The sequence below is a fragment of the Wenzhouxiangella sp. YN9 genome, from assembly GCF_056324165.1.
In genome coordinates this window covers 85,704-105,329 of record NZ_JBJNIP010000053.1, presented here as the reverse complement: position 1 = coordinate 105,329, position 19,626 = coordinate 85,704, and the positions used below count along the sequence as shown (strand labels likewise).

Below are 19,626 nucleotides of genomic sequence, written 5' to 3'. Positions count from 1 at the left end.
GCCTTACTTCGGTTCCAGCCGCACGGCGCCGTCCAGGCGCAGGGTGGTGCCGTTGAAGTAGGCGTTTTCCACGATGTGGGCGGCCAGGCGGGCGTATTCCTCGGGCTTGCCCAGGCGTTTGGGAAACGGGATGGATTCGCCCAGGGCCTTTTGTACCTTCTCGGGCATGATGTCGACCATGGGCGTGTGGAAGACACCCGGAGCGATGGTCATCACGCGTACACCGAAACGGGTGAACTCGCGTGCCATGGGCAGGGTCATGCCGACTACGCCGCCCTTGGATGCCGAATAGGCGGCCTGGCCGATCTGGCCTTCGTAGGCGGCGACCGACGCGGTGTTGATGATCACGCCGCGCTCGCCGTCGTCATTGGGCTCGTTGTGCTGCATCAGGTTGGCCGCTGCCTTGCTGATGTTGAAGCTGCCGACCAGGTTGACCATGACCGTCTGCGAAAAGGTCTCGAGCGGCATCGGCGCCTCGCGGCCGAGTACCCGGCCGGCGCCGAGAATGCCGGCGCAGTTGACGGCAACATTGATCTCGCCGATCCAGTCTTTCGCCTCGCCGAGTACGTTTTCGACTTCCGATTCGCTGGTGACGTCGGTCCTGAAGAACTTCGCCTTGTCTTCGCCGAGCTTGCCGACGGCCTCGGCGGCCTTGTCTTCATTGACGTCGAGCAAGGCGACCTTGCCGCCGAGCGCGACGAAATGCTCGGCCACGGCAAGGCCCAGCCCCGAAACACCGCCGGTGATGACGGCCTTGATGTTGTTGGTATCCATTGAAAACTCCTGTGTTTTGAAGATCAAAAGCAAAACCTTTGAAACGCAAAGACGCGAAGACGCAAAGAAGAACTGACGCTATGCTTATGCATGTCTTGGTAAGTTGTTGACCACGCGTGTTATGCCATCCTTCATCAGTGAACAATTCCAGTTGGCCAGCAGTCCAAGCCGATGATTCGAAAGTTTCAGATAGGTGAAGAGCTGAGTCTTGTGAACAGGAAGAATGGCTTGGACCACTTTGCTTTCGACTATCACCGAGCGATCGATAATCATGTCTGCCCGAAAGCCGGCATCGATTTTCATTCCATCATAGTGAACTGGTAAAAAGATTTCGGTCGCTACTTCATGCCCGCGCTGGCGTAGTTCGTGGTCCAGACACGCTTGGTAGGTTGACTCAAGGAGGCCCGGGCCCAACGCACGATGTACCTTGACCATGGCATCCACAATGGCTGTGGCTGTTCCCTCGATCGCAGCTCGCGATTCACTCATTTCTTTGCGTCTTCGCGTCTTTGCGTTTCAAAGGTTTTCTGCTTCCAGAGTGCACCTAATTGCGTTTGAGGATGGCCTGCCCCGTTCTCGAGCGGGGGCGGTCGAGTTCGCCGGCGATCCAGTCGCCGACGCGGGCGAGGGTCTTGAGGTCGACGCCGGTTTCAAGGCCCAGGCCGTTGAGCATGTAGACGACGTCTTCGGTGGCGACGTTGCCGGTGGCGCCGCGGGCAAACGGGCAGCCGCCCAGGCCGGCGACCGAGGAGTCGACGACGCGCACGCCGGCTTCCAGGCAGGCGTGAATGTTGGCCAGGGCCTGGCCGTAGGTGTCGTGGAAGTGCACGGCCAGCTGGCCAATGGGCACCGAGCGGGCGACGGTCTCGAGCATTGCGCGCGCCTTGCCGGGCGTGCCCACGCCGATGGTGTCGCCCAGCGAGATTTCCGCGCAGCCGGCGTCATGCAGCGCTTCGGCGACACGCACGACATCCGCGATCGGCACATCGCCCTGGTACGGGCAGCCGAGCACGGTCGAGACGTAGCCGCGAACGCGCACGCCGTCGGTGCGGGCGCGGGCGAGCACGGGAGCGAAGCGCTCCAGCGACTCGGCGATGGTGCAGTTGATGTTTTTCTTGTTGAAGGCTTCGGAGGCGGCGGTAAAGACCGCGACTTCTTCGGCGCCGACCTTGCGGGCGCGCTCGTAGCCCTTCTCGTTGGGCACCAGCACCGGGTAGCGCACGCCGCTCTTGCGCTCGATGTGGCCGAAGACCTCCTCGGCGTCGGCCAGCTGCGGGATGGCGGGGGCGGCTACGAAGCTGGTGGCTTCAACCACGCCCAGGCCGGTGTCGGCGAGGCGTTCGATCAGCTCGATCTTGACCCCGGTCGGAATGGTGTAGGGCTCGTTCTGGAGCCCGTCGCGCGGCCCGACCTCGACGATGGTGACGGCGTCACTCATGGCCTCAGACAAGCTCGATGGCCAGTGCAGTGGCCTCACCGCCACCGATGCACAGGCTGGCAACGCCACGCTTGCCGCCGCGGGCTTTCAGGGCGTGAATCAGCGTGACCACGATGCGCGCGCCGCTGGCGCCGATGGGGTGGCCCAGGGCGACGGCGCCGCCGTTGACGTTGACCTTGTCGTGCGGCAGGTCGAGTTCTTTCATCGCCGCCATGGTGACGGTGGCGAAGGCTTCGTTGATTTCGAACAGATCGACTTCGTCGGCCTTCCAGCCGGCGTTGTCCAGCACTTTCGAAATGGCGCCCACCGGGGCGGTGGTGAACCATTCCGGCTCCTGGGAGTGGGTGGCGTGGGCGACGATGCGCGCCAGCGGCGCTGCACCGCGCGACTCGGCCTCGCCTGAACGCATCAGCACGAGGGCTGCCGCGCCGTCGGAAATCTTCGACGAGCTGGCTGCGGTGATGGTGCCGTCTTTCGCAAAGGCCGGACGCAGTTTGGGCATTTTCTCCACCGGCGATTTGGCCGGTTCCTCGTCGGTGTCGACTTCCGCTTCGCCCTTGCGGGTCTTGACCGTGACCGGAGCGATCTCGGCGGCGAAGGCGTCGGACTCGATCGCGGCCATGGCGCGCTCGACCGAGGCCTTCGAGAAGGCGTCCTGGTCGTCGCGGGTGAAACCGTACTTGGCCACGCACTGCTCGCCGAACTGCCCCATCATCTGACCGTCGTAGGGGTTCTGCAGGCCGTCGAAGAACATGTGGTCGAGCAGTTTCGCATGCCCCATTCTCAGGCCACGCTCGCTCAGGTAGGGCGCGTTGGTCATCGACTCCATGCCGCCAGCGACGATGACGTCGGCCGAGCCGGCCAGCAGGGCATCGTGGCCCTGCATCACCGCCTTCATGCCCGAGCCGCAGACCTTGTTGATGGTGGTGCAGCCGGTCGAAACCGGTAGCCCGGCACCCAGCGCGGCCTGGCGCGCGGGCGCCTGACCGACGCCGGCGGGCAGTACGCAGCCCATGATGACCTCGGAGACGTCCGCGCCGTCGACGCCGGCATCGGCCACGGCGGCCTTGATGGCGGCCGCGCCCAGGTCGGGCGACTTGACCGGGGCGAACTGGCCCTGGAACGAGCCGATGGCGGTTCGGCGAGCGGAGACGATGACAATGGAGTCGGTCATGAGGCAAATCCGTGGGTTTGGAAATGGAAGTTATCTATTATCGCAGGTTGGGCCGAAAGGTTGCTACAGCAAGCCGGCGCCGGTTGCCACCAGGGTGCGCCGGGTGCTGTAAAAACCTGTAACCACGGAAGGCGCGGAAAGTCACGGAAACGGCTGTGCCGGAAAAGCTCCCGGAGCACATTCGATCCGATTTTTTCCGTGCCTTCAGTGTTTTCCGTGGGTTCAGAGATTTCGGGTTTTTTCGAGATTCAGAGCCAGAAGCCCCAGATGGCGGTGCTGGTGACGACCATCAGCAGGGCGTTGAGGGGGGCGCCGACTCTGGCGAAATCGGTGAATCGATACAGGCCGGTGCCGTGGATCATGGTGTTGGTCTGGTAGCCCACCGGCGTGAGGAAGCTGGTCGAGGCGGCGAACATCACTATCAACACCAGCGGCAGGACGGGCAGGCCGAGCTGGTCGGCCAGGCCGATGGCCACCGGAACCAGGATGACCGCGGCGGCGTTGTTGCTGACCATCTCGGTGAGTACGGTGGTGATGGCATACAGTGCCATGAGCACCAGCAGCGGATGCCAGCTGCCGGCGTTGGCGGCCAGCAGACCGGCCAGCCAGGCCGCCGCACCGGACTTGGTCATGGCGATCCCCAAGGGGATGACGCCGGCGAGCAGGAAGATCACGTTCCAGGCCACGCCCGAGTACAGATCCTCGCGGGCGAGGCAGCCGGTAAAAAGCATGGCCAGCACGCCGATCAGCGCGGTGATGACAATGGGCAGGGGCGTGAGCACGGCGGCGAGCACCACCCCGGCGACGATCAGGCCGGCCGTCCACATGCGGGCGCGGTCGAACTCGTCTTCGAAGGTGTCGAGCACGATCACGTCGGGGTGGCGCCGCAGCTTTTCCAGCGCGGTGGTCGACAGCTGCAGCAGCACGATCTCGCCCACCCGCAGCGGCTCATCGGCCAGGCGCGGAGCGCTCACGCGATCGGCTTCCAGCCCCACCGGGCGGGCCTGGTAGCGGCGCCAGAAACCGACCTTGCTGCCGTGTTCACCGTTGAAGACGCGCTCGTTGCGCAGCAGGATGCGCGCCAGGTGGCCGTCGCTGCGCACGCCCCTGGCGTGGCCGAAGTCCGAAATCAGCCTGACGTCATCGGATTTGATCAGATCAGCGACCTGGCGGCGCGTGCCGCGCAGCTGGAGGACATCGTCGACCTTCAGGCGGGTAGTGGCCGCGCGCTTGATGTGCGACTCGCCGTCGCGGATCAGGCGCACCACCTCGGCGCCGCTGTGGTCGTCGAAGTCGGCCTCGCTGGCGCTCTTGCCGACCAGGCGGCCGCCGGAGGCGACCCGGACCTCGAAAATGAAATCTTCCTCGTTCTTGTCCTGCACCGACACGCGGTCGCCTCTGGGCAGCAGCCAGCGCCCGACGACCAGGAAATACAGCACGCCGGTGGTGAGCACGATGGCGCCGACGTGGGTGAACTCGAACATGCCGATGGCGCGGCCGAAGTCGGGATGGTCGGCGGCCAGAGCCGAGGCCAGCAGGTTGGTCGAGGTGCCGATCAAAGTCAGGGTGCCGCCCATCATGGCCATAAAGCTCATCGGCATGAGCAGGCGCGCCGCGCTCGAGCCCGAACGCCGGGCCATGTCGAGCACCAGCGGGATGGCCACGGCGACCGCCGCGGTGTTGTTGATCAGGCCCGAGACCGGCCCGACGAGCAGCGCGATGATGATGATCTGACGCGACTCCGGGCCTTTCATCCACGGTGAGAGCAGTAGGCCGAGGCGGTGCACCAGGCCGGTGCGCTGCACGCCGGCCGACAGGATGAACATCGCCAGAACCGTCACGGTGGCCGGCGACGACAAGCCAGACAGGCCTTCACGAACCGTGGGAAACGCGGCCTGGAGGTCGATGCCGCGCTCGACCAGCCACTGCGAATGAAACAGCAGCGGAATGGCGGTGACCGTGATCAGGATCAGAAAGGCGGTGACGTCCAGCGGAAAGCGCTCGCTGGCGAACAGGTAGAGCGCGATGGCGATGATGACGAAGACCAGGCCGATTTCGACGGTCATTCAGGATCCAGCCGGGGTAATGAAAACCAGAACCTTTTTAACGCAAAGACGCAAAGCAGCAAAGAACGCAAAGAAAGCCTGATGAAATAAAACCTCACCTGATTATGGACGTTACTCAGCCAGCTCAGGGCCCGGCTTTTTGAAACCGCAGATTCACCCAGATTCAGTAAGAAAAAAAGTCTTATAACCACGGGAAACACGGAAACACGCGGAACACGTGCTCCGTGAGCCCAATGTTTCTTGTTTGTTTTCTTTTCTTTGCGTCCTTTGCTGCTTTGCGTCTTTGCGTTTCAAGGATTTTCCGTCTCAGCTTCGCCCGGCGGCGAGTTCGCGGCCGATGAGCATGCGGCGGATTTCGTTGGTGCCGGCGCCGATATCGTAGAGTTTGGCGTCTCGGAGCAGGCGGCCGGTGGGGTATTCGTTGATGTAGCCGTTGCCGCCCAGAGCCTGGATGGCTTCCAGCGCGACGTTGACGGCGCTTCTCGAGGCGTGCAGCAGGCAGGCTGCGGCGTCGATGCGCGAGCGCTCGCCGGTGTCGTAGGCGGCTGCAAGCTGGTAGGCAAAGCCGCGGGAAGACTGCAGCGCGGCGTACATGTCGCCGACCTTGGCCTGCATCAGGCCGAAGTCGGACAGCGCGCGGCCGAACTGCTTGCGCTCGCGGATGTAGGGCAGCACATTGTCCATGGCGGCCTGCATGATGCCGATCGGGCCGCCGGAGAGCACCAGGCGCTCCGAGTTGAGCCCTGACATCAGGATCTTCACGCCTTCGTTGACCTCGCCCAGGACGTTTTCTGCGGGAATTTCGCAGTTGTCGAAAACCAGCTCGCAGGTGTTGGAGCCGCGCATGCCCAGCTTGTCGAGCTTTTGCGCCTTGCTGAAGCCGCTGAAATCCTTCTCGATGAGAAAGGCGGTCATGCACTTGCTGCCGGCTTCCTGCCCGGCGGTGCGCATGTAGACCACGGCGACGTCGCATTCAGGGCCGTTGGTGATCCACATCTTCGAGCCGTTGGCGACCCACACATCGCCCTTCTTTTCGGCGCGGCAGCTCATCGAGCCGACCACGTCGGAACCGGCGCCCGGCTCGGACATGGCCAGAGCGCCGACCCATTCGCCGGAGACGAGCCGGGGTACGTACTTCTCGCGCTGGGCCGCTGTGCCGTTGCGGTAGAGGTTGTCCACGCACAGATTGGAGTGGGCGCCGAAGGACAGGCCGATGGAGGCCGAGGCGCGGGAAATTTCTTCCATTGCCACCAGGTGGGCCAGATAGCCCATGTCCGAGCCGCCGTGCGCTTCGGGAATGGTGATGCCGAGAAGGCCCATGTCGCCGAGCTCGCGCCAGAGCTCCTGCGGAAATTCATTGCTGCGGTCGATTTCTTCCGCGCGCGGCGCGATCGAGTCTTCGGCGTAGCGGCGCACGCTCTCGCGCAGCATTTCGATATCTTCGGACAGTTTCATGGTTGGGTGCCTGTCATCAGAAAGAGCCTTGAAGCCAACAGGGGCAAGAAGGGCACGAGGTGAAAATGGAACCTGTTCATTGTTCGTATCCTTCGTGCCCCTGGTGGTTCATTCAGCCCCGGAAGAGCCCGGGCGCTCCGGAGTTACTGGTTGCCACGTTCGCGGCCGGGGAAGCGGTGCGAGCGGCCCATGAAGGGCAGCTTGAGCTTGCCGATCATGGCGATGCGCTCCTCGGCCATGCGGTTGGCGGCTTTCCAGGTCGTGATGCCGTCGCGTTCGGCAATCTGGAAGATCTTGGAGACATTGTAGTAAATGGCGCGCGTCATGCGCTTGGCGCGCTCGCGGTTATAGCCTTCGAACTCGATGGAGACGTTCATCAGGCCGCCGGCGTTGACGGCGTAGTCGGGCGCGTAGATGATGCCGCGGCCATCGAGCTCGTCGCCGGCCTCGTCGTCGGCAAGCTGGTTGTTGGCCGAACCGCACACGATCTTGAACTTGAAGCGCGGGATGGTCTGTTCGTTGACGATGCCGCCCAGCGCGGTGGGCGCAAAGACGTCCGCGTCGACGTCGTAGATGTCGTCTACTCCGACGGCTTCACAGCCGAGTTCGACGGCGGCCTGAACCGGCTCGTCGTAGATGTCGGCCACGAACACCTTGGCATTTTCGCGCCGCAGCAGCTTGACCAGCTCCATGCCGACGTGACCCACGCCCTGAACGGCAAAGCTGTACTTGCTGATGTCTTCGTCGCCGAACTTCTTCTGCAGGCTGGCGCGAATGCCCTGCAGGGTGCCGAAGGCGGTGAACGGCGAGGGATCGCCCGAGCCGCCGTGAACCTGATGGACACCGACCACGTTGCCGGTTTCCTGGAAGACGTACTCCATGTCGTTGACGTCGATGCCCACATCCTCGGCGGTGATGTAGCGCCCGTGCAGCGAGTCGATGAAGCGGCCCATGGCGCGAAACAGTGCTTCGGACTTGTCCTTGCGCGGGTCGCCGATGATGACGGCCTTGCCGCCGCCGAGGTTCAGGCCGGCCACCGAAGCCTTGTAGGTCATGCCGCGCGACAGGCGCAGCACGTCGTCGAGCGCTTCCTGCTCGGTGGCATAAGGCCACATGCGCATGCCGCCCAGCGCCGGCCCGAGCGTGGTGTTGTGAATGGCGATGATGCCTTTGAGGCCGGCATCCTTGTGGTGGCAGAAGATGACCTGCTCGTGCTCGGTCGTGTGAATGGTTTCAAACAGATTCATTGACGGTCCTCCATGGCCTGCACCCGTGCGGTTGCAGGCGTTCAGTGCCGATTCCGCTTCGAATCAGCCGGGTTCGATTCATTGATTGCCATGCCCGGTAGTGATTTTCCCCGCAATGGCGTTTTCAGGAAAGATCGAGGCATCGAATGCCCGCCCGGCCGAGTGCTGACGGCAGACGAGTCAGCCGCTTATTTTAGCCTGATCAGGAGGTGTCGTGTCGGATTGTGCCGCGGCGCGCTTTCGAAGGAGGGCGCGAACGATCGAAGGAGGGCGCGAACGATCTGCAGCTGGGTGTGAAGATCGCGCCCGGGACCACGCCCGGGCGCTGAAGCGTTTCTCCGGCGCCCGGGCTCGCCGGTGAGCGTGTCAATCAAATGCCGGGCCGGGCTGCTTGCCCATGAGCTTGAGTATTCTGGCCAGCGGGCAGAACCCGGTCAATGAAGCCTGCAGCAGGTTGAATCCGATAAAGGCCGTCAGCAGCAGCCAGTAGGCGCTGTGGAGATGTGACAGCGCCACGCTGACAAGCACCATGAAGCCCGCGAAGGCGAAAACCAGTCGGTCGATGTTCATGACGTGTTCCTTGGAAGCAGTGAATTGACCATAATATAAGCAAAGACTAATATATAAGTCAAGCACACAGGGGCAGGCCTGCATTGTGGCACCGCAGAATCAGCTACGGGTCTTGTGGCCGAGGGACAGCCTGCTCAGGTCGCCACGGCCCGAATGGCAAGGAAAAAGAAGACCGAAAGCAGGGCGCCGGCCGGAATGGTGATGACCCAGGAAAGGAAGATCGAACTGACGGTCTGGAGATTGATCGCGGCGATGCCGCGGGCCAGCCCGACCCCCAGAATGCCGCCGACAACCGTATGGGTTGTGGAAATGGGCAAGCCGGTGCCGGAGGCCATGACGATGGTTGCGGCCGCGGCGAGCCCGGCGGCAAACCCGCGGCTGGGCGTGAGCACGGTGATCTTGCTGCCGACCGTGGCGATGACGCGATGACCATACGTGGCCAGGCCAATGACAATGCCGGTGCCGCCGAGGATCAGGATCCATATCGGCACGATCGCCTGCTGCTCGACGCTGCCGCTGCTGGCAACGCTGACCACTGCCGCAACTGGTCCAATGGCGTTGGCAACATCGTTGGAGCCGTGGGCAAAGGCCATGGCGCAGGCGGTCACGACCATCAATACGCCGAAGATGCGCTCGACGGCGTAGTAGTTGAGTTCGGTATCGTCGAGGTTGGCAGCGGGGATGCGCAGGATGAAAATCGTGCCAACGCCGGCAATCACGGCGCCGACCAGCACCGCCAGGGCATACGAGTGCGCCGGGTCGAGGTCGACGCCGATATGCTTGAGGCCCTTGAATACGGTGACCAGGGTCATGAAAAACCCGGCCAGGAAGATATAGCCGGGGACATAGCGCCGCGCCGCCTTGAGCGGGTCGGGGCGGTCGAGAACCAGCCGCTGAACGCTGGTGAACAGCAGCCAGGCGATGAAGCCGGCCATCAGGGGGCTGATGACCCAGCTCATGACGATCTGGCCGACCTGGTCCCAGTGAACAGCGGAAAAGCGGATGCCGATGGCGGCAAAGCCGACAACCGCACCGATGATGGTGTGGGTGGTGGAGACCGGCCAGCCGCGCGCCGAAGCCAGTAACAGCCAGGTTCCGGCAGCGAGCAATGATGCCAGCATGCCGTAGACCAGCAGCTCCGGCTGGCCCTGCAGAAGCGAGGCGTCAACGATGCCCTTGCGAATGGTGCCGGTGACGCCGCCGCCGGCCAGCACCGCGCCGCTGAACTCGAATACTCCGGCGATCAGGATGGCCTGCTTGATGGTGATGGCACGTGACCCGACCGAGGGCGCCATCGCGTTGGCGACGTCATTGGCGCCAATGCCCCAGGCCATGAACAGGCCGAAAAACGCCGCCAGGATGATGTAGAAAATCGCCTGTTCCATCTAGACTCAAGGCCCTTTGGGGTGTTTTTCCAGTCGTGCTAGCGCGCGATCATCAGGTGCAGTCGACTGCCGACCCGCTGGGCCAGGTCGCCCAGGTCGCCGGTCCAGTCGATGACCTTGTAGACGAACATCACGTCGATGGGCGGAAAATCCTTCTCGAGCTGGAACAGCTTCGCTCGGAACTCCACCTGCAGGGCATCGCTGTCGTTTTCGATCTTGTCGAGTTTTTCGATCATGCCCATTACCAGCTCGATCTCGCTGCCGCGAAAGCCGGTTTCAAACAGCTCGTCGAGCTCGTTGACCGTCTTGTGCGCCTGCCTTACGGCGTCCAGGCAGCGGTCGACAAAGCTCAGATACAGATCCTGGAGGACATCGGGGATGACCATGCGCCGCCCCAGCATCAGACCGGAGATGTCACGGGTCTTGTTGGCGATATGGTCCTGTACCGAAAGCATTTCGAGCACGTCGGTGCGGGCGACCGGCATGAACAGGCTGCGCGGCAGGCTCAGGCGCAGCTCGCGCTTGAGGTCGTCGGCTTCATGCTCCAGTTTGACGATGGCCTTGCGTACGCTGGTGGCCTCATCCCAGTCGCCGGCCTGGGCGGCGCGCACGAAGCGGGGCAGTTGTTCGGCGCAGTCGGCTGCCTTTTCGAAATGCTGCTGCAGCGGGCGCACGGGAGACTGGCCGAAGACGCGAGAGATATAACCGGTTGGATTCATCGGGGTTCGTGTCGGGCTTGCCGGGGTCTGGCTTTTGGTTGCTGCGGATTGTACCAGCTAATACGATGCCAACACGGGTGGACAAGGGCTTGTTCAAGATCGTGAGCTGCCGTGGTTGTGTGACCGGCGTCTCAGGCCTTTGCTGGCATAATGCCGGGCAGCTTCAGGGGTGTCAGCGCATGCCGGAACAAAAGGAACCGTCACACTCGCACTGGTCGCGGGAAATGATCGTTCATCCTTCTGATCTGACGATCGGGGATTTCGTCGTGCGCCTGGACATTCCCTGGATCGACACGCCGTTTCCGCTGCAGGGCGTGGCGATCGATACAGAGGATACCCGCGCGTGGTTCGAGGGCCACTGCGAGTGGGTGGTCATTGACCGCGAGCGCAGCCACCGGCCACCCGACCCCGACCGGGGGTCCGGGTCAACACAGCGCGCTGCCCGGACACCGCTGCCGGCTGCCACCAGCCCGCGTCATCCGATCAATGCCCTGCGCGGCAAACGGCTCGACCACGACAGCGTGGGGGTAGCGCTGCGTGCCTACAGCCTGCTCGATACGCAGGCACGGCAGCTGATTCGCGGCTTTGCGCATAACGGTGCGCTGGAGATCAAGACGGCCGAGCGCGTGGTCGCTGAGCTGGGCGGATATCTGCAGCGAAATCTGGCGGCGATGGTCTGGTTGACGCGGATCAAGGAGCGCGACGACTACACCGCCCGACACTCGATCAATTCGGCCATTCTGGCTCTAGGTCTGGCGCATGCCCTGGAGTGGGCGCCGGATCAGATCGAGCGCGCCGGCCTGGCGGCCCTGCTGCACGACGTCGGCAACGTCGAGATCGACAGCTCGATACTCAACAAGCCCGACCTGCTCAGCGAAGAGGAATATCGCCACGTCAAGACACATGCCCGCAAGGGCCATCAGCTGCTGTCTCGCCGTGATGACGTTGATGAGGTCGTGGCCCTGGCTGCGCTCGAGCACCACGAGCGCGTCGATGGCGGGGGGTACCCCGACGGCAAGCAGGCTGCCGATATCCATCGCGTCTCGAAGCTGGTGGCCATTGTCGACGTCTACGATGCGGTGACATCGCACAGAAGCTATCGACCGGCACGGTCACACCATGACGCCCTGGGTGTGCTGTGGCGCGGCCGGACGCACAAGTTCGACCGCGACATGGTCGAAACCTTCATTCAGTTTCTCGGCTGGGTCGCGCCGGGCACGCTGGTGCGCCTGTCCAGCGGCGCGCTGGCCGTGGTCGAGGAAACCAACATTGCCCACGGTTTCTATCCGCTGGTGCGCAAACTCATCCCCGGCGCTTCGGGCTATCGCGCTGGTGAACGCATCGATCTGGACGCGCTGCGTGACGATGACGGCAATCCGCTGATGCATATTCAGGACGTGCTCCCGGACGGGCTGCCCGGCGTCAACGTCAAGGCAATGCTGGTATCGATGCTCGATTGAGCGCGCTCGCTCTGGCGCCGCCGGGCTTGATCGGCCGAATCAGCGGAAAATGTGATTGGAATGCGCCGCCCGATCAAGGGATAATCAAGCGATCGAGTGACCGGGAAACCCAATGAGCCAATTGGATCGATTTCGCCGCCTGCTGGGGATGCGCCAGCCCGATGATCGCCGTCAGCGTCACCGCCTGCATGCCAGGCGGGGGCTGCGGGTGCTGATCGTGGACGACTCGCGCACGATTGTCAGCGCGCTCAGCCACATGCTGGACCAGAACGACTACGAGACGAGTACGGCAGACAATGCGGAGACGGCGCTGGCGATGGCCAGTGAGGACCCGCCCGATCTGATCTTTCTTGATATCGTGTTGCCGGGGATGAGCGGCTTCAGCGCCCTGCGTCAGCTGCGCCGCAACGCGGCAACCCGGTCGGTGCCGGTGGTCATGATCAGCGGCAATCCGCAGGCGGTCGAAGAGTTTTATCTCAAGAAGATCGGCGCCGACGGGTTCATGAAGAAGCCCTTTGGCCGCTACGAAGTGTTTTCTCATATCGAGCGCCTGGTCAGCGCGGGCGAGCTGCCGGCGCGCAGCGCACGCGAGCCCGATTCAGGCCAGCCGCCCGAAGAATAGATTTTTTTGTTGTCGCTGTAGTCCACAGGAGTTCTTGTCGTGCCGGGTTCATGTTTCAGCAAGATCCTTTCTCCGACGTTGGTCTTTGCCGTGGCCCTGGGCCTGATGGCTTCTGCCCAGGCGCTGGCCTGGGATTTTGGCGGTGACCTTCGGGGCGGTTTCTACGCCAGTGAACGCGACGCGCGCGACGGCGGCAACCGCAGCGATGAAAGCCTGCGCGCCCGTGCCCGCGTGTTTGCCGAGACCGCGATTGCCGGCAACTGGTCATTTCGCGGCCGGCTGGCGACCTGGGTCACCAGCGACGGCAACGACTTTTCGTTCGAGCTCGATCGGTATCGCGCCTCCGGGACCGGCACGCGCTCGGGCGAGGCGCATATCGACCAGTTCTATTTTCAGTGGGCCGATGAGGCATCGCAAAACCAGCTGCGCCTGGGCCGGTTCCAGACCAACTTCAGCCTGCCGGTCGTGCCCGGTAAAAGCCTGGACCGCAACGACGCCTCGAACGTGGGCATCGGCTGGACCGACGGCGCCCACTGGATCAGCCGGCTCGGCGGCGGCTGGGAGGGGCACGTGATTGCCCAGCTCAACCATCGTCGGGGCACCGGCAACACCATTCGCGGGCCGATCGATTTTGCCGACAGCTCCAGCCGCCTTGGTGCTTATCTGGGCCTGCGCTCGACGGCGAAGTGGGGGCCGCTGTTCATGCGCATGCTCACGCTCAACTGGATGCCGGATGCGCTGGCTCCGAATGGGGTATCGAGCCCGGTTCGCGAGGACTACCTGACCATGACCGCCAAGGCGGCTGCAGAATGGCCCCTGGGCAAGGGCCCAACGCGGTTTGTGCTTGCCGGCGAGTATGGCCACGCCTTCAACACGCCAAAGGAGCGGGTCATGCTCACCGGGCTTTCCGGCGACGATGTCGACGGCGATGGCTATCAGATCAGCGCCAATCTGTTCGATATCCGCCCCGGCCACAACCTTGGCGTGGTTTACGGGCGCGTGGAGTCGGGCTGGCTGATCGCCAATGATTTTCGCAACAACGACGAGCTCTACGAGATTCGCTATCAGCACCATTTCAGCCCGTCGCTTCGGGTTGCGGTCCGTTTCCGGATTCGCGAGGAAATCGAGCGTCGCGCTGCTGCCTCCGGCCTCCAGCGAGACCGGGATCTCTACGTCCGCCTTACCTACAAGTTCTGAAGGCTGCGCGCGGTCGGTCAACGGCTGCATCCAGCGGCGTTCGGGATCGTTCATGAACAGGGAGTGATCAATGGTTGCCGCTACGCTGGCTGTTTACTTGGTCGTGCTGCTGTCCATCGGCGTATGGGCGCAGAAGCGAGTGGGAGATACGGCCGACTTTCATCTGGCCGGGCGTCGTCTGGGACCCATCGTGGCCTCGTTGAGCGCATCGGCCAGCTCGTCTTCGGCCTGGACGTTGCTGGGCGTCAGCGGCGCAGCCTGGGCCTGGGGGCTGCAGGCCGTGTGGCTGATACCCGCTGTCTGGTCGGGGTTTTTCATCAACTGGGTCTTTATTGCGCCGCGGCTGCAGCCAGCCAGCCATGGCAATGGCGCGCTCACTCTGGTGGAGTTTCTCGGCCGCGGCGCAGATGCAGCCAGTGAACGCCGGATTCGCGCCTTTGGCGCCGTCATCATCCTGTTCTGCTTCACCTTTTACGTGGCCTCGCAGTTCCAGGCGGCGGGAACAGCGATCAGCACCACGCTGAGCGTCCCGCCCATGGCGGCGATCATCTGCGGTGCGGCGATCGTGGTGGCCTATGTGTTTCTTGGTGGTTTCTGGGCGGCAAGCGTCACCGACGCCCTGCAGGGCCTGATGATGCTGTTTGTCGCCGTTGTCCTGCCCATCGTCGCCCTGGTTGCGGTGGGCGGTCCTGCGGGTCTGCTTTCCGGGCTGCAGGCGCTGGAAGACCCCGCGCTTGCCCGCCTGGTCGATCAGCCGGGCCTGCTGTTGTCGATGGTGTTCGTGGCGGGGCTTTTCGGTATCGGCCTTGGCTATCCGGGGCAGCCGCATGTGGTCAACCGATTCATGGCGCTGCGCTCGGCGTCCGAAGTCCGATTCGCGCGCACCATCGCGCTGGTCTGGGCGGCGGTGATCTATGCCGGCATGGTGGTGCTGGGCTGGGCCGGGCGTGTGCTGATGCCCGAGCTGGCCGACGGCGAGTCGGTGCTGCTGGTGCTGGCCGTCGACCTGCTGCCGTCCGTCGCCGGCGGGCTGGTGGCCGGCGGGGTGCTGGCGGCGATCATGTCAACGTCTGACAGCCAGCTGCTGGTCGCCGGTTCGGCTGTCAGCCACGATCTGCGGCGCGGGCGCGTCTCGCTGGCGATCGATCGCATCGTCATCGCGCTGCTCGGAATGGCGGCGGTCGCGCTGGCGCTGTGGTTTCCGGCCTCGATTTTCGACCGCGTCCTGTTTGCCTGGCAGGCTCTTGGCAACGCCTTCGGTCCGCTGCTGGTGGTGATGCTGTTTTCCGCAGGCGTGCGTCCCGGCTACCGTCTGGCGGCCATGCTGGCAGGCTTTTCCCTGACGGTCGTGATCAGCTTTTTTCCGCAGGCCCCGGGTAACGCCGTGGAGCGGCTGGTGCCGCTGTTCATTGCTCTGGGAATTGCCCTGGCCGGCAGGGAAGGGCAGCACGGGCCGGCTTCGGAAAAGCGTTAGTGGCGGTCGGCTTTCGGGCTCAGACTGGCTGGCAGAACTGTTCGTAAAGCGTCGCCATCAGTGCGCGCACTTCTTTGCTGGCCAGCGAATAGTGAATGGTCTGCTGCTCGCGCCGGGTCTTGACCACGCCGGCCTGGCGCAGCACGGCCAGGTGCTGCGACAGCGCCGACTGGCTCAGCGGCAGGTGCCGATTGATCTCGCTGACCGACAGCTCGGTGTCGAGCAGGTGGCACAGAATCATCAGCCGATGCGGATTGGCCATCAGCTTGAGGAAGCTCGCCGCGCTCTCCGCGTGTTGTTCCAGCTCCTGCGGGGAGGGCAGTTCCAGGCGCGCGGGCGGCGCCGCAGGGGCGGTGACGGTTTTCATGATCGCGCAATTATCGCGCAGATCGCGGCTGGGCGCAAAACTCGAGCTTACAGGCGCCTGTGCTGGCGTCTTGCTCAGGCTGCGCGAACAGGTTTTGGTTGGCCGAGCCGCGACCGGCTACAATGAGAGGTTTCCGTTACCGCCCGACTGCACGCCATGAATCAGACTGCCGAAACGCTTTCGAACACCCCGCGTACTGAATCCAACCTGCCGCTGCGAGTGGTTACCGCTGCCAGCCTGTTCGACGGACACGATGCCGCCATCAACCTGATGCGGCGGCTGATCCAGGATCAGGGCTGCGAGGTGATTCATCTGGGGCATAACCGCTCGGTGGCCGAGATCGTGCGCGCGGCCATCTGCGAGGACGCCGACGCGGTTGCCGTCAGTTCCTATCAGGGTGGCCACATGGAGTACTTCAAGTACATGGTCGACATGCTTGAAGAGCTGGGCGCCGGCCACATCAAGGTGTTCGGCGGCGGCGGCGGCACGATCACGCCCGAGGAAATCAGCGAGCTGCATGACTATGGCGTGACCCGCATCTATCACCCGGACGACGGGATGAAGATGGGACTGGTGGAAATGATCGGGGACCTGGTCGACAAGGCCCGCGAGGCGCGCGCCGGGCGGTCAGCCGAGCGGGCGGCAGCCGCTGATACCGACGGTGGTTCAGGGCAGCGGTTCGACGTTCAGGACGTCGCCCATCGCCTGTCGGCAATCGAAAACGGTTCGATTTCAGAGCACGAGCTGGCGCGGCTGCGCAAGTCGGCGGAAAAAGCCACCGGTGTGCCGATCGTGGGTCTGACCGGTACCGGCGGGGCCGGCAAGTCTTCGGTGACCGACGAGCTGCTCAACCGCTTTCTGCAGTATTTCCCGGAAATGCGCATCGCGGTGCTGGCTGTCGATCCTACCCGCCGGCGCACCGGCGGCGCGCTGCTGGGGGACCGCATCCGCATGAACACCCTGCGCTCCGAGCGGGTGTTCATGCGCTCGATGGCCACTCGGCGGCAGCACCTGGCGACCTCCGAGGTGGTGGCCGATTCGCTGGCGCTGCTCAGGACCTCGGGCTTCGACCTGGTGATCCTGGAGACGGCGGGCATTGGTCAGTCCGGCTCGGAAGTGGTTGATCTGGTCGACTTTCCGGCTTACGTGATGACGTCGGATTACGGTGCCGCCAGCCAGCTGGAGAAGATCGACATGCTCGACTTTGCCGAGCTGGTCATTCTCAACAAATTCGACCGGCAGGGCTCGCTCGACGCGCTCAGGGACGTGCGCAAGCAGTGGAAGCGCAATCGTCTGGCTTTTGATCTGGCCGACGAAGACGTGCCGGTCTATCCCACCATTGCCAGTCAGTTCAATGATCCGGGTGTGACCTGGATGTTCGGCAATCTGTGCCGACTTCTGCGCCAGCAGGAAGGTGCGACCGTCGCAGGGCAGGATTCGGAAGATGCGTCTGCAAAGCCGCAGTGGGGAAGCGAGCGCTGTGATTTTGCCCCGGATCTGGAGCTGACCGATCGGGAGCCCAAGGCATCGATTCTGATTCCCGGCAAGCGGGTGCGCTATCTGGCCGAAATTGCCGAGCAGGGACGGGCGCTCAATGAGCATATTCTCGAGTGGGCCGAGGAGGCCCGCCGGGCTCAGCACTTCTACGAAGCTCTCAGGGAGCTTGATGCACAGGATCTGCCCGAGCCGATGGCATTGCCTGCTGCCACTGAGGCCGCCACCCCGCAAGAGGATGCGGCCATCACCACGCTGCGACAGCGCTATGCCGAAGCCCTCAAGGCCATTCCAGAAGAGAGCCGTGACCTGCTCAGGGCCTGGCCCGACCTCAAGGCTTCCGTAGAAGCCGAAGAGTTCAGCTACGAGGTGCGCGGCAAGACCATCAGCGGCTCGAACTACCGCGAGTCGCTTTCCAAGCTGGCCATTCCCAAGATCGCGCCGCCGCCCACGCGCGACTGGGGTGAGCAGCTGGTGTTTCTGATGAAAGAGCACTTGCCCGGGCACTATCCCTACACCGGCGGCGTTTATCCGTATCGCCGCAGCGGCGAGGATCCGATCCGGATGTTCGCCGGCGAAGGCACGCCCGAGCGCACCAACCGGCGCTTCCACTATCTGTCCGAAGGCCAGCCGGTCAGCCGCCTGTCGACGGCCTTCGACTCGGTCACGCTCTACGGCGAAGACCCGGCCGAGCGGCCCGACATCTACGGCAAGGTGGGCAACTCGGGCGTGTCGATTGCCACGCTCGACGACATGAAGAAACTCTACTCGGGTTTCGATCTGGCCGACCCGACCACTTCGGTGTCGATGACCATCAACGGCCCGGCGCCGATGATCATGGCGATGTTCATGAACACCGCCGTCGATCAGCAGGTCGAAAAGCACCTGAAGGAAGCCGGCCAGTGGGAGGCTGCGCAGAAAAAGCGCGCCGAACTCCTGGGCGACGACCGGCCCGAATACATCGGTGATCTGCCGGCATCGAACGACGGGCTGGGCCTGGGCATGCTGGGCGTGACCGGTGATCAGCTCGTCGACGCCGAGACCTACGAGAAGATCAAGGCCGACACGCTCAAGGTCGTTCGCGGCACGGTGCAGGCCGATATCCTCAAGGAGGATCAGGCCCAGAACACCTGCATCTTCTCGACCGAGTTCGCCCTGCACATGATGGGCGATATCCAGCAGTACTTCATCGACAAGGGCGTGCGCAACTTCTACTCGGTGTCGATCTCCGGCTACCACATCGCCGAGGCCGGGGCCAACCCGATCAGCCAGCTGGCCTTCACGCTGTCGAACGGCTTCACCATTGTCGAGTACTACCTGGCGCGCGGGATGGACATCAACGACTTCGCGCCCAACCTGAGCTTTTTCTTTTCCAACGGCATGGACCCTGAATACGCCGTCATCGGCCGGGTGGCGCGGCGCATCTGGGCGCGCGCCATGCGCGAGCGCTACGGTGCCAACCGGCGCTCGCAGATGCTCAAGTACCACATCCAGACCTCGGGGCGCTCGCTGCACGCCCAGGAAATCCAGTTCAACGACATCCGCACCACGCTGCAGGCGCTGTATGCCATCTTCGACAACTGCAACAGCCTGCACACCAACGCCTACGACGAGGCGATCACCACGCCCACCGAGGAGTCGGTGCGCCGGGCGGTGGCCATCCAGATGATCATCAACAAGGAGCTGGGCCTGAACTACAACGAAAACCCGTTTCAGGGCAGCTATATCGTCGAGCAGCTTACCGATCTGGTCGAAGAGGCCGTCTACGCCGAGTTCGAGCGTATCTCCGAGCGCGGCGGCGTGCTGGGAGCAATGGACACGATGTACCAGCGCGGCAAGATCCAGGAAGAGTCGCTCTACTATGAGCGCAAGAAGCACGACGGTTCGCTGCCGCTGATCGGCGTCAACACCTTCAAGCCTTCGGCGGGTGATGAACAGGAGGGCGGCGAGATCGAACTGGCCCGCTCGACGACCGACGAGAAACAGCAGCAGGTGCGCAACGTACAGGCTTTCAATCGCCGCTACGACTCGAGCGCGGATGAGGCGCTTGCGCGCCTGCAGGCGGTTGCGCGCGAGCGCGGCAATACCTTCGAGGCGCTGATGGAGGCGGTCAAGACCTGCTCGCTGGGGCAGATTTCGCACGCGCTCTACGAGGTTGGTGGGGAGTATCGCCGCAACATGTAA

Annotated in this window: 16 protein-coding genes; 5 read left to right on the top strand and 11 right to left on the bottom strand. The window is 63.6% G+C overall.

Translation table 11 applies throughout. The annotated features are described in order from the left end of the window. Positions 1 to 3: 3 nt before the first annotated feature. From ACEWQ0_RS01905 to ACEWQ0_RS01860, 10 genes are all read right to left on the bottom strand, one after another. Positions 4 to 774: an SDR family NAD(P)-dependent oxidoreductase gene (locus tag ACEWQ0_RS01905; RefSeq protein ID WP_476484324.1), complete on the bottom strand. Its 771-nt coding sequence runs from the start codon at positions 772 to 774 to the stop codon at positions 4 to 6. 84 nt (positions 775 to 858) lie between these two features. Beyond that, positions 859 to 1,263, bottom strand: coding sequence for a GxxExxY protein (locus tag ACEWQ0_RS01900; RefSeq protein WP_476484323.1), 405 nt, complete (start codon positions 1,261 to 1,263; stop codon positions 859 to 861). Between the two features lie 55 nt (positions 1,264 to 1,318). Continuing rightward, positions 1,319 to 2,212 (bottom strand): hydroxymethylglutaryl-CoA lyase, encoded by an 894-nt coding sequence (locus ACEWQ0_RS01895; protein WP_476484322.1) that lies wholly within the window; start codon positions 2,210 to 2,212, stop codon positions 1,319 to 1,321. Between the two features lie 4 nt (positions 2,213 to 2,216). Further along, positions 2,217 to 3,386 carry an acetyl-CoA C-acyltransferase gene (locus ACEWQ0_RS01890; protein ID WP_476481642.1) on the bottom strand — a complete coding sequence of 390 codons (1,170 nt, stop codon included), beginning with the start codon at positions 3,384 to 3,386 and terminating at the stop codon, positions 2,217 to 2,219. A 248-nt stretch (positions 3,387 to 3,634) separates the two neighbouring features. Beyond that, the gene (locus ACEWQ0_RS01885; protein WP_476484321.1) at positions 3,635 to 5,452 is read right to left on the bottom strand and encodes an SLC13 family permease; all 1,818 of its coding nucleotides are present in this window, start codon (positions 5,450 to 5,452) and stop codon (positions 3,635 to 3,637) included. Between the two features lie 306 nt (positions 5,453 to 5,758). Beyond that, positions 5,759 to 6,907: an isovaleryl-CoA dehydrogenase gene (locus ACEWQ0_RS01880; RefSeq protein WP_476481640.1), complete on the bottom strand. Its 1,149-nt coding sequence runs from the start codon at positions 6,905 to 6,907 to the stop codon at positions 5,759 to 5,761. Between the two features lie 143 nt (positions 6,908 to 7,050). After that, positions 7,051 to 8,154: a Glu/Leu/Phe/Val dehydrogenase dimerization domain-containing protein gene (locus ACEWQ0_RS01875; protein ID WP_476481639.1), complete on the bottom strand. Its 1,104-nt coding sequence runs from the start codon at positions 8,152 to 8,154 to the stop codon at positions 7,051 to 7,053. Between the two features lie 366 nt (positions 8,155 to 8,520). Next, entirely contained in the window at positions 8,521 to 8,724 is a 204-nt protein-coding gene (locus ACEWQ0_RS01870; RefSeq protein ID WP_476481638.1) for a YgaP family membrane protein, read from the bottom strand. A 134-nt stretch (positions 8,725 to 8,858) separates the two neighbouring features. Beyond that, a complete protein-coding gene (locus ACEWQ0_RS01865) occupies positions 8,859 to 10,109 on the bottom strand; it encodes an inorganic phosphate transporter (RefSeq protein WP_476481637.1) in 1,251 nt (416 codons plus the stop codon). Between the two features lie 38 nt (positions 10,110 to 10,147). After that, positions 10,148 to 10,828, bottom strand: a complete 681-nt coding sequence (locus ACEWQ0_RS01860) for a TIGR00153 family protein (RefSeq protein ID WP_476484320.1) — start codon at positions 10,826 to 10,828, stop codon at positions 10,148 to 10,150. 179 nt (positions 10,829 to 11,007) lie between these two features. Here ACEWQ0_RS01860 and ACEWQ0_RS01855 point away from each other — a divergent pair, with 179 nt between their 5' ends. The 4 genes from ACEWQ0_RS01855 (at position 11,008) to ACEWQ0_RS01840 (ending at position 15,581) form a co-directional block, all read left to right on the top strand. Next, entirely contained in the window at positions 11,008 to 12,288 is a 1,281-nt protein-coding gene (locus ACEWQ0_RS01855; RefSeq protein ID WP_476481635.1) for an HD-GYP domain-containing protein, read from the top strand. Positions 12,289 to 12,400: 112 nt separating this feature from the next. After that, positions 12,401 to 12,910 (top strand): response regulator, encoded by a 510-nt coding sequence (locus ACEWQ0_RS01850; protein ID WP_476484319.1) that lies wholly within the window; start codon positions 12,401 to 12,403, stop codon positions 12,908 to 12,910. A gap of 39 nt (positions 12,911 to 12,949) precedes the next feature. Continuing rightward, positions 12,950 to 14,107 (top strand): hypothetical protein, encoded by a 1,158-nt coding sequence (locus ACEWQ0_RS01845; protein ID WP_476481633.1) that lies wholly within the window; start codon positions 12,950 to 12,952, stop codon positions 14,105 to 14,107. Between the two features lie 70 nt (positions 14,108 to 14,177). Continuing rightward, entirely contained in the window at positions 14,178 to 15,581 is a 1,404-nt protein-coding gene (locus ACEWQ0_RS01840; RefSeq protein ID WP_476481632.1) for a sodium/proline symporter, read from the top strand. A 19-nt stretch (positions 15,582 to 15,600) separates the two neighbouring features. On the opposite strand, the gene ACEWQ0_RS01835 is transcribed toward ACEWQ0_RS01840, so the two are convergent. Next, positions 15,601 to 15,948 carry an ArsR/SmtB family transcription factor gene (locus tag ACEWQ0_RS01835; RefSeq protein ID WP_476484318.1) on the bottom strand — a complete coding sequence of 116 codons (348 nt, stop codon included), beginning with the start codon at positions 15,946 to 15,948 and terminating at the stop codon, positions 15,601 to 15,603. 156 nt (positions 15,949 to 16,104) lie between these two features. Here ACEWQ0_RS01835 and ACEWQ0_RS01830 point away from each other — a divergent pair, with 156 nt between their 5' ends. Continuing rightward, positions 16,105 to 19,626 carry a methylmalonyl-CoA mutase family protein gene (locus tag ACEWQ0_RS01830; protein WP_476484317.1) on the top strand — a complete coding sequence of 1,174 codons (3,522 nt, stop codon included), beginning with the start codon at positions 16,105 to 16,107 and terminating at the stop codon, positions 19,624 to 19,626.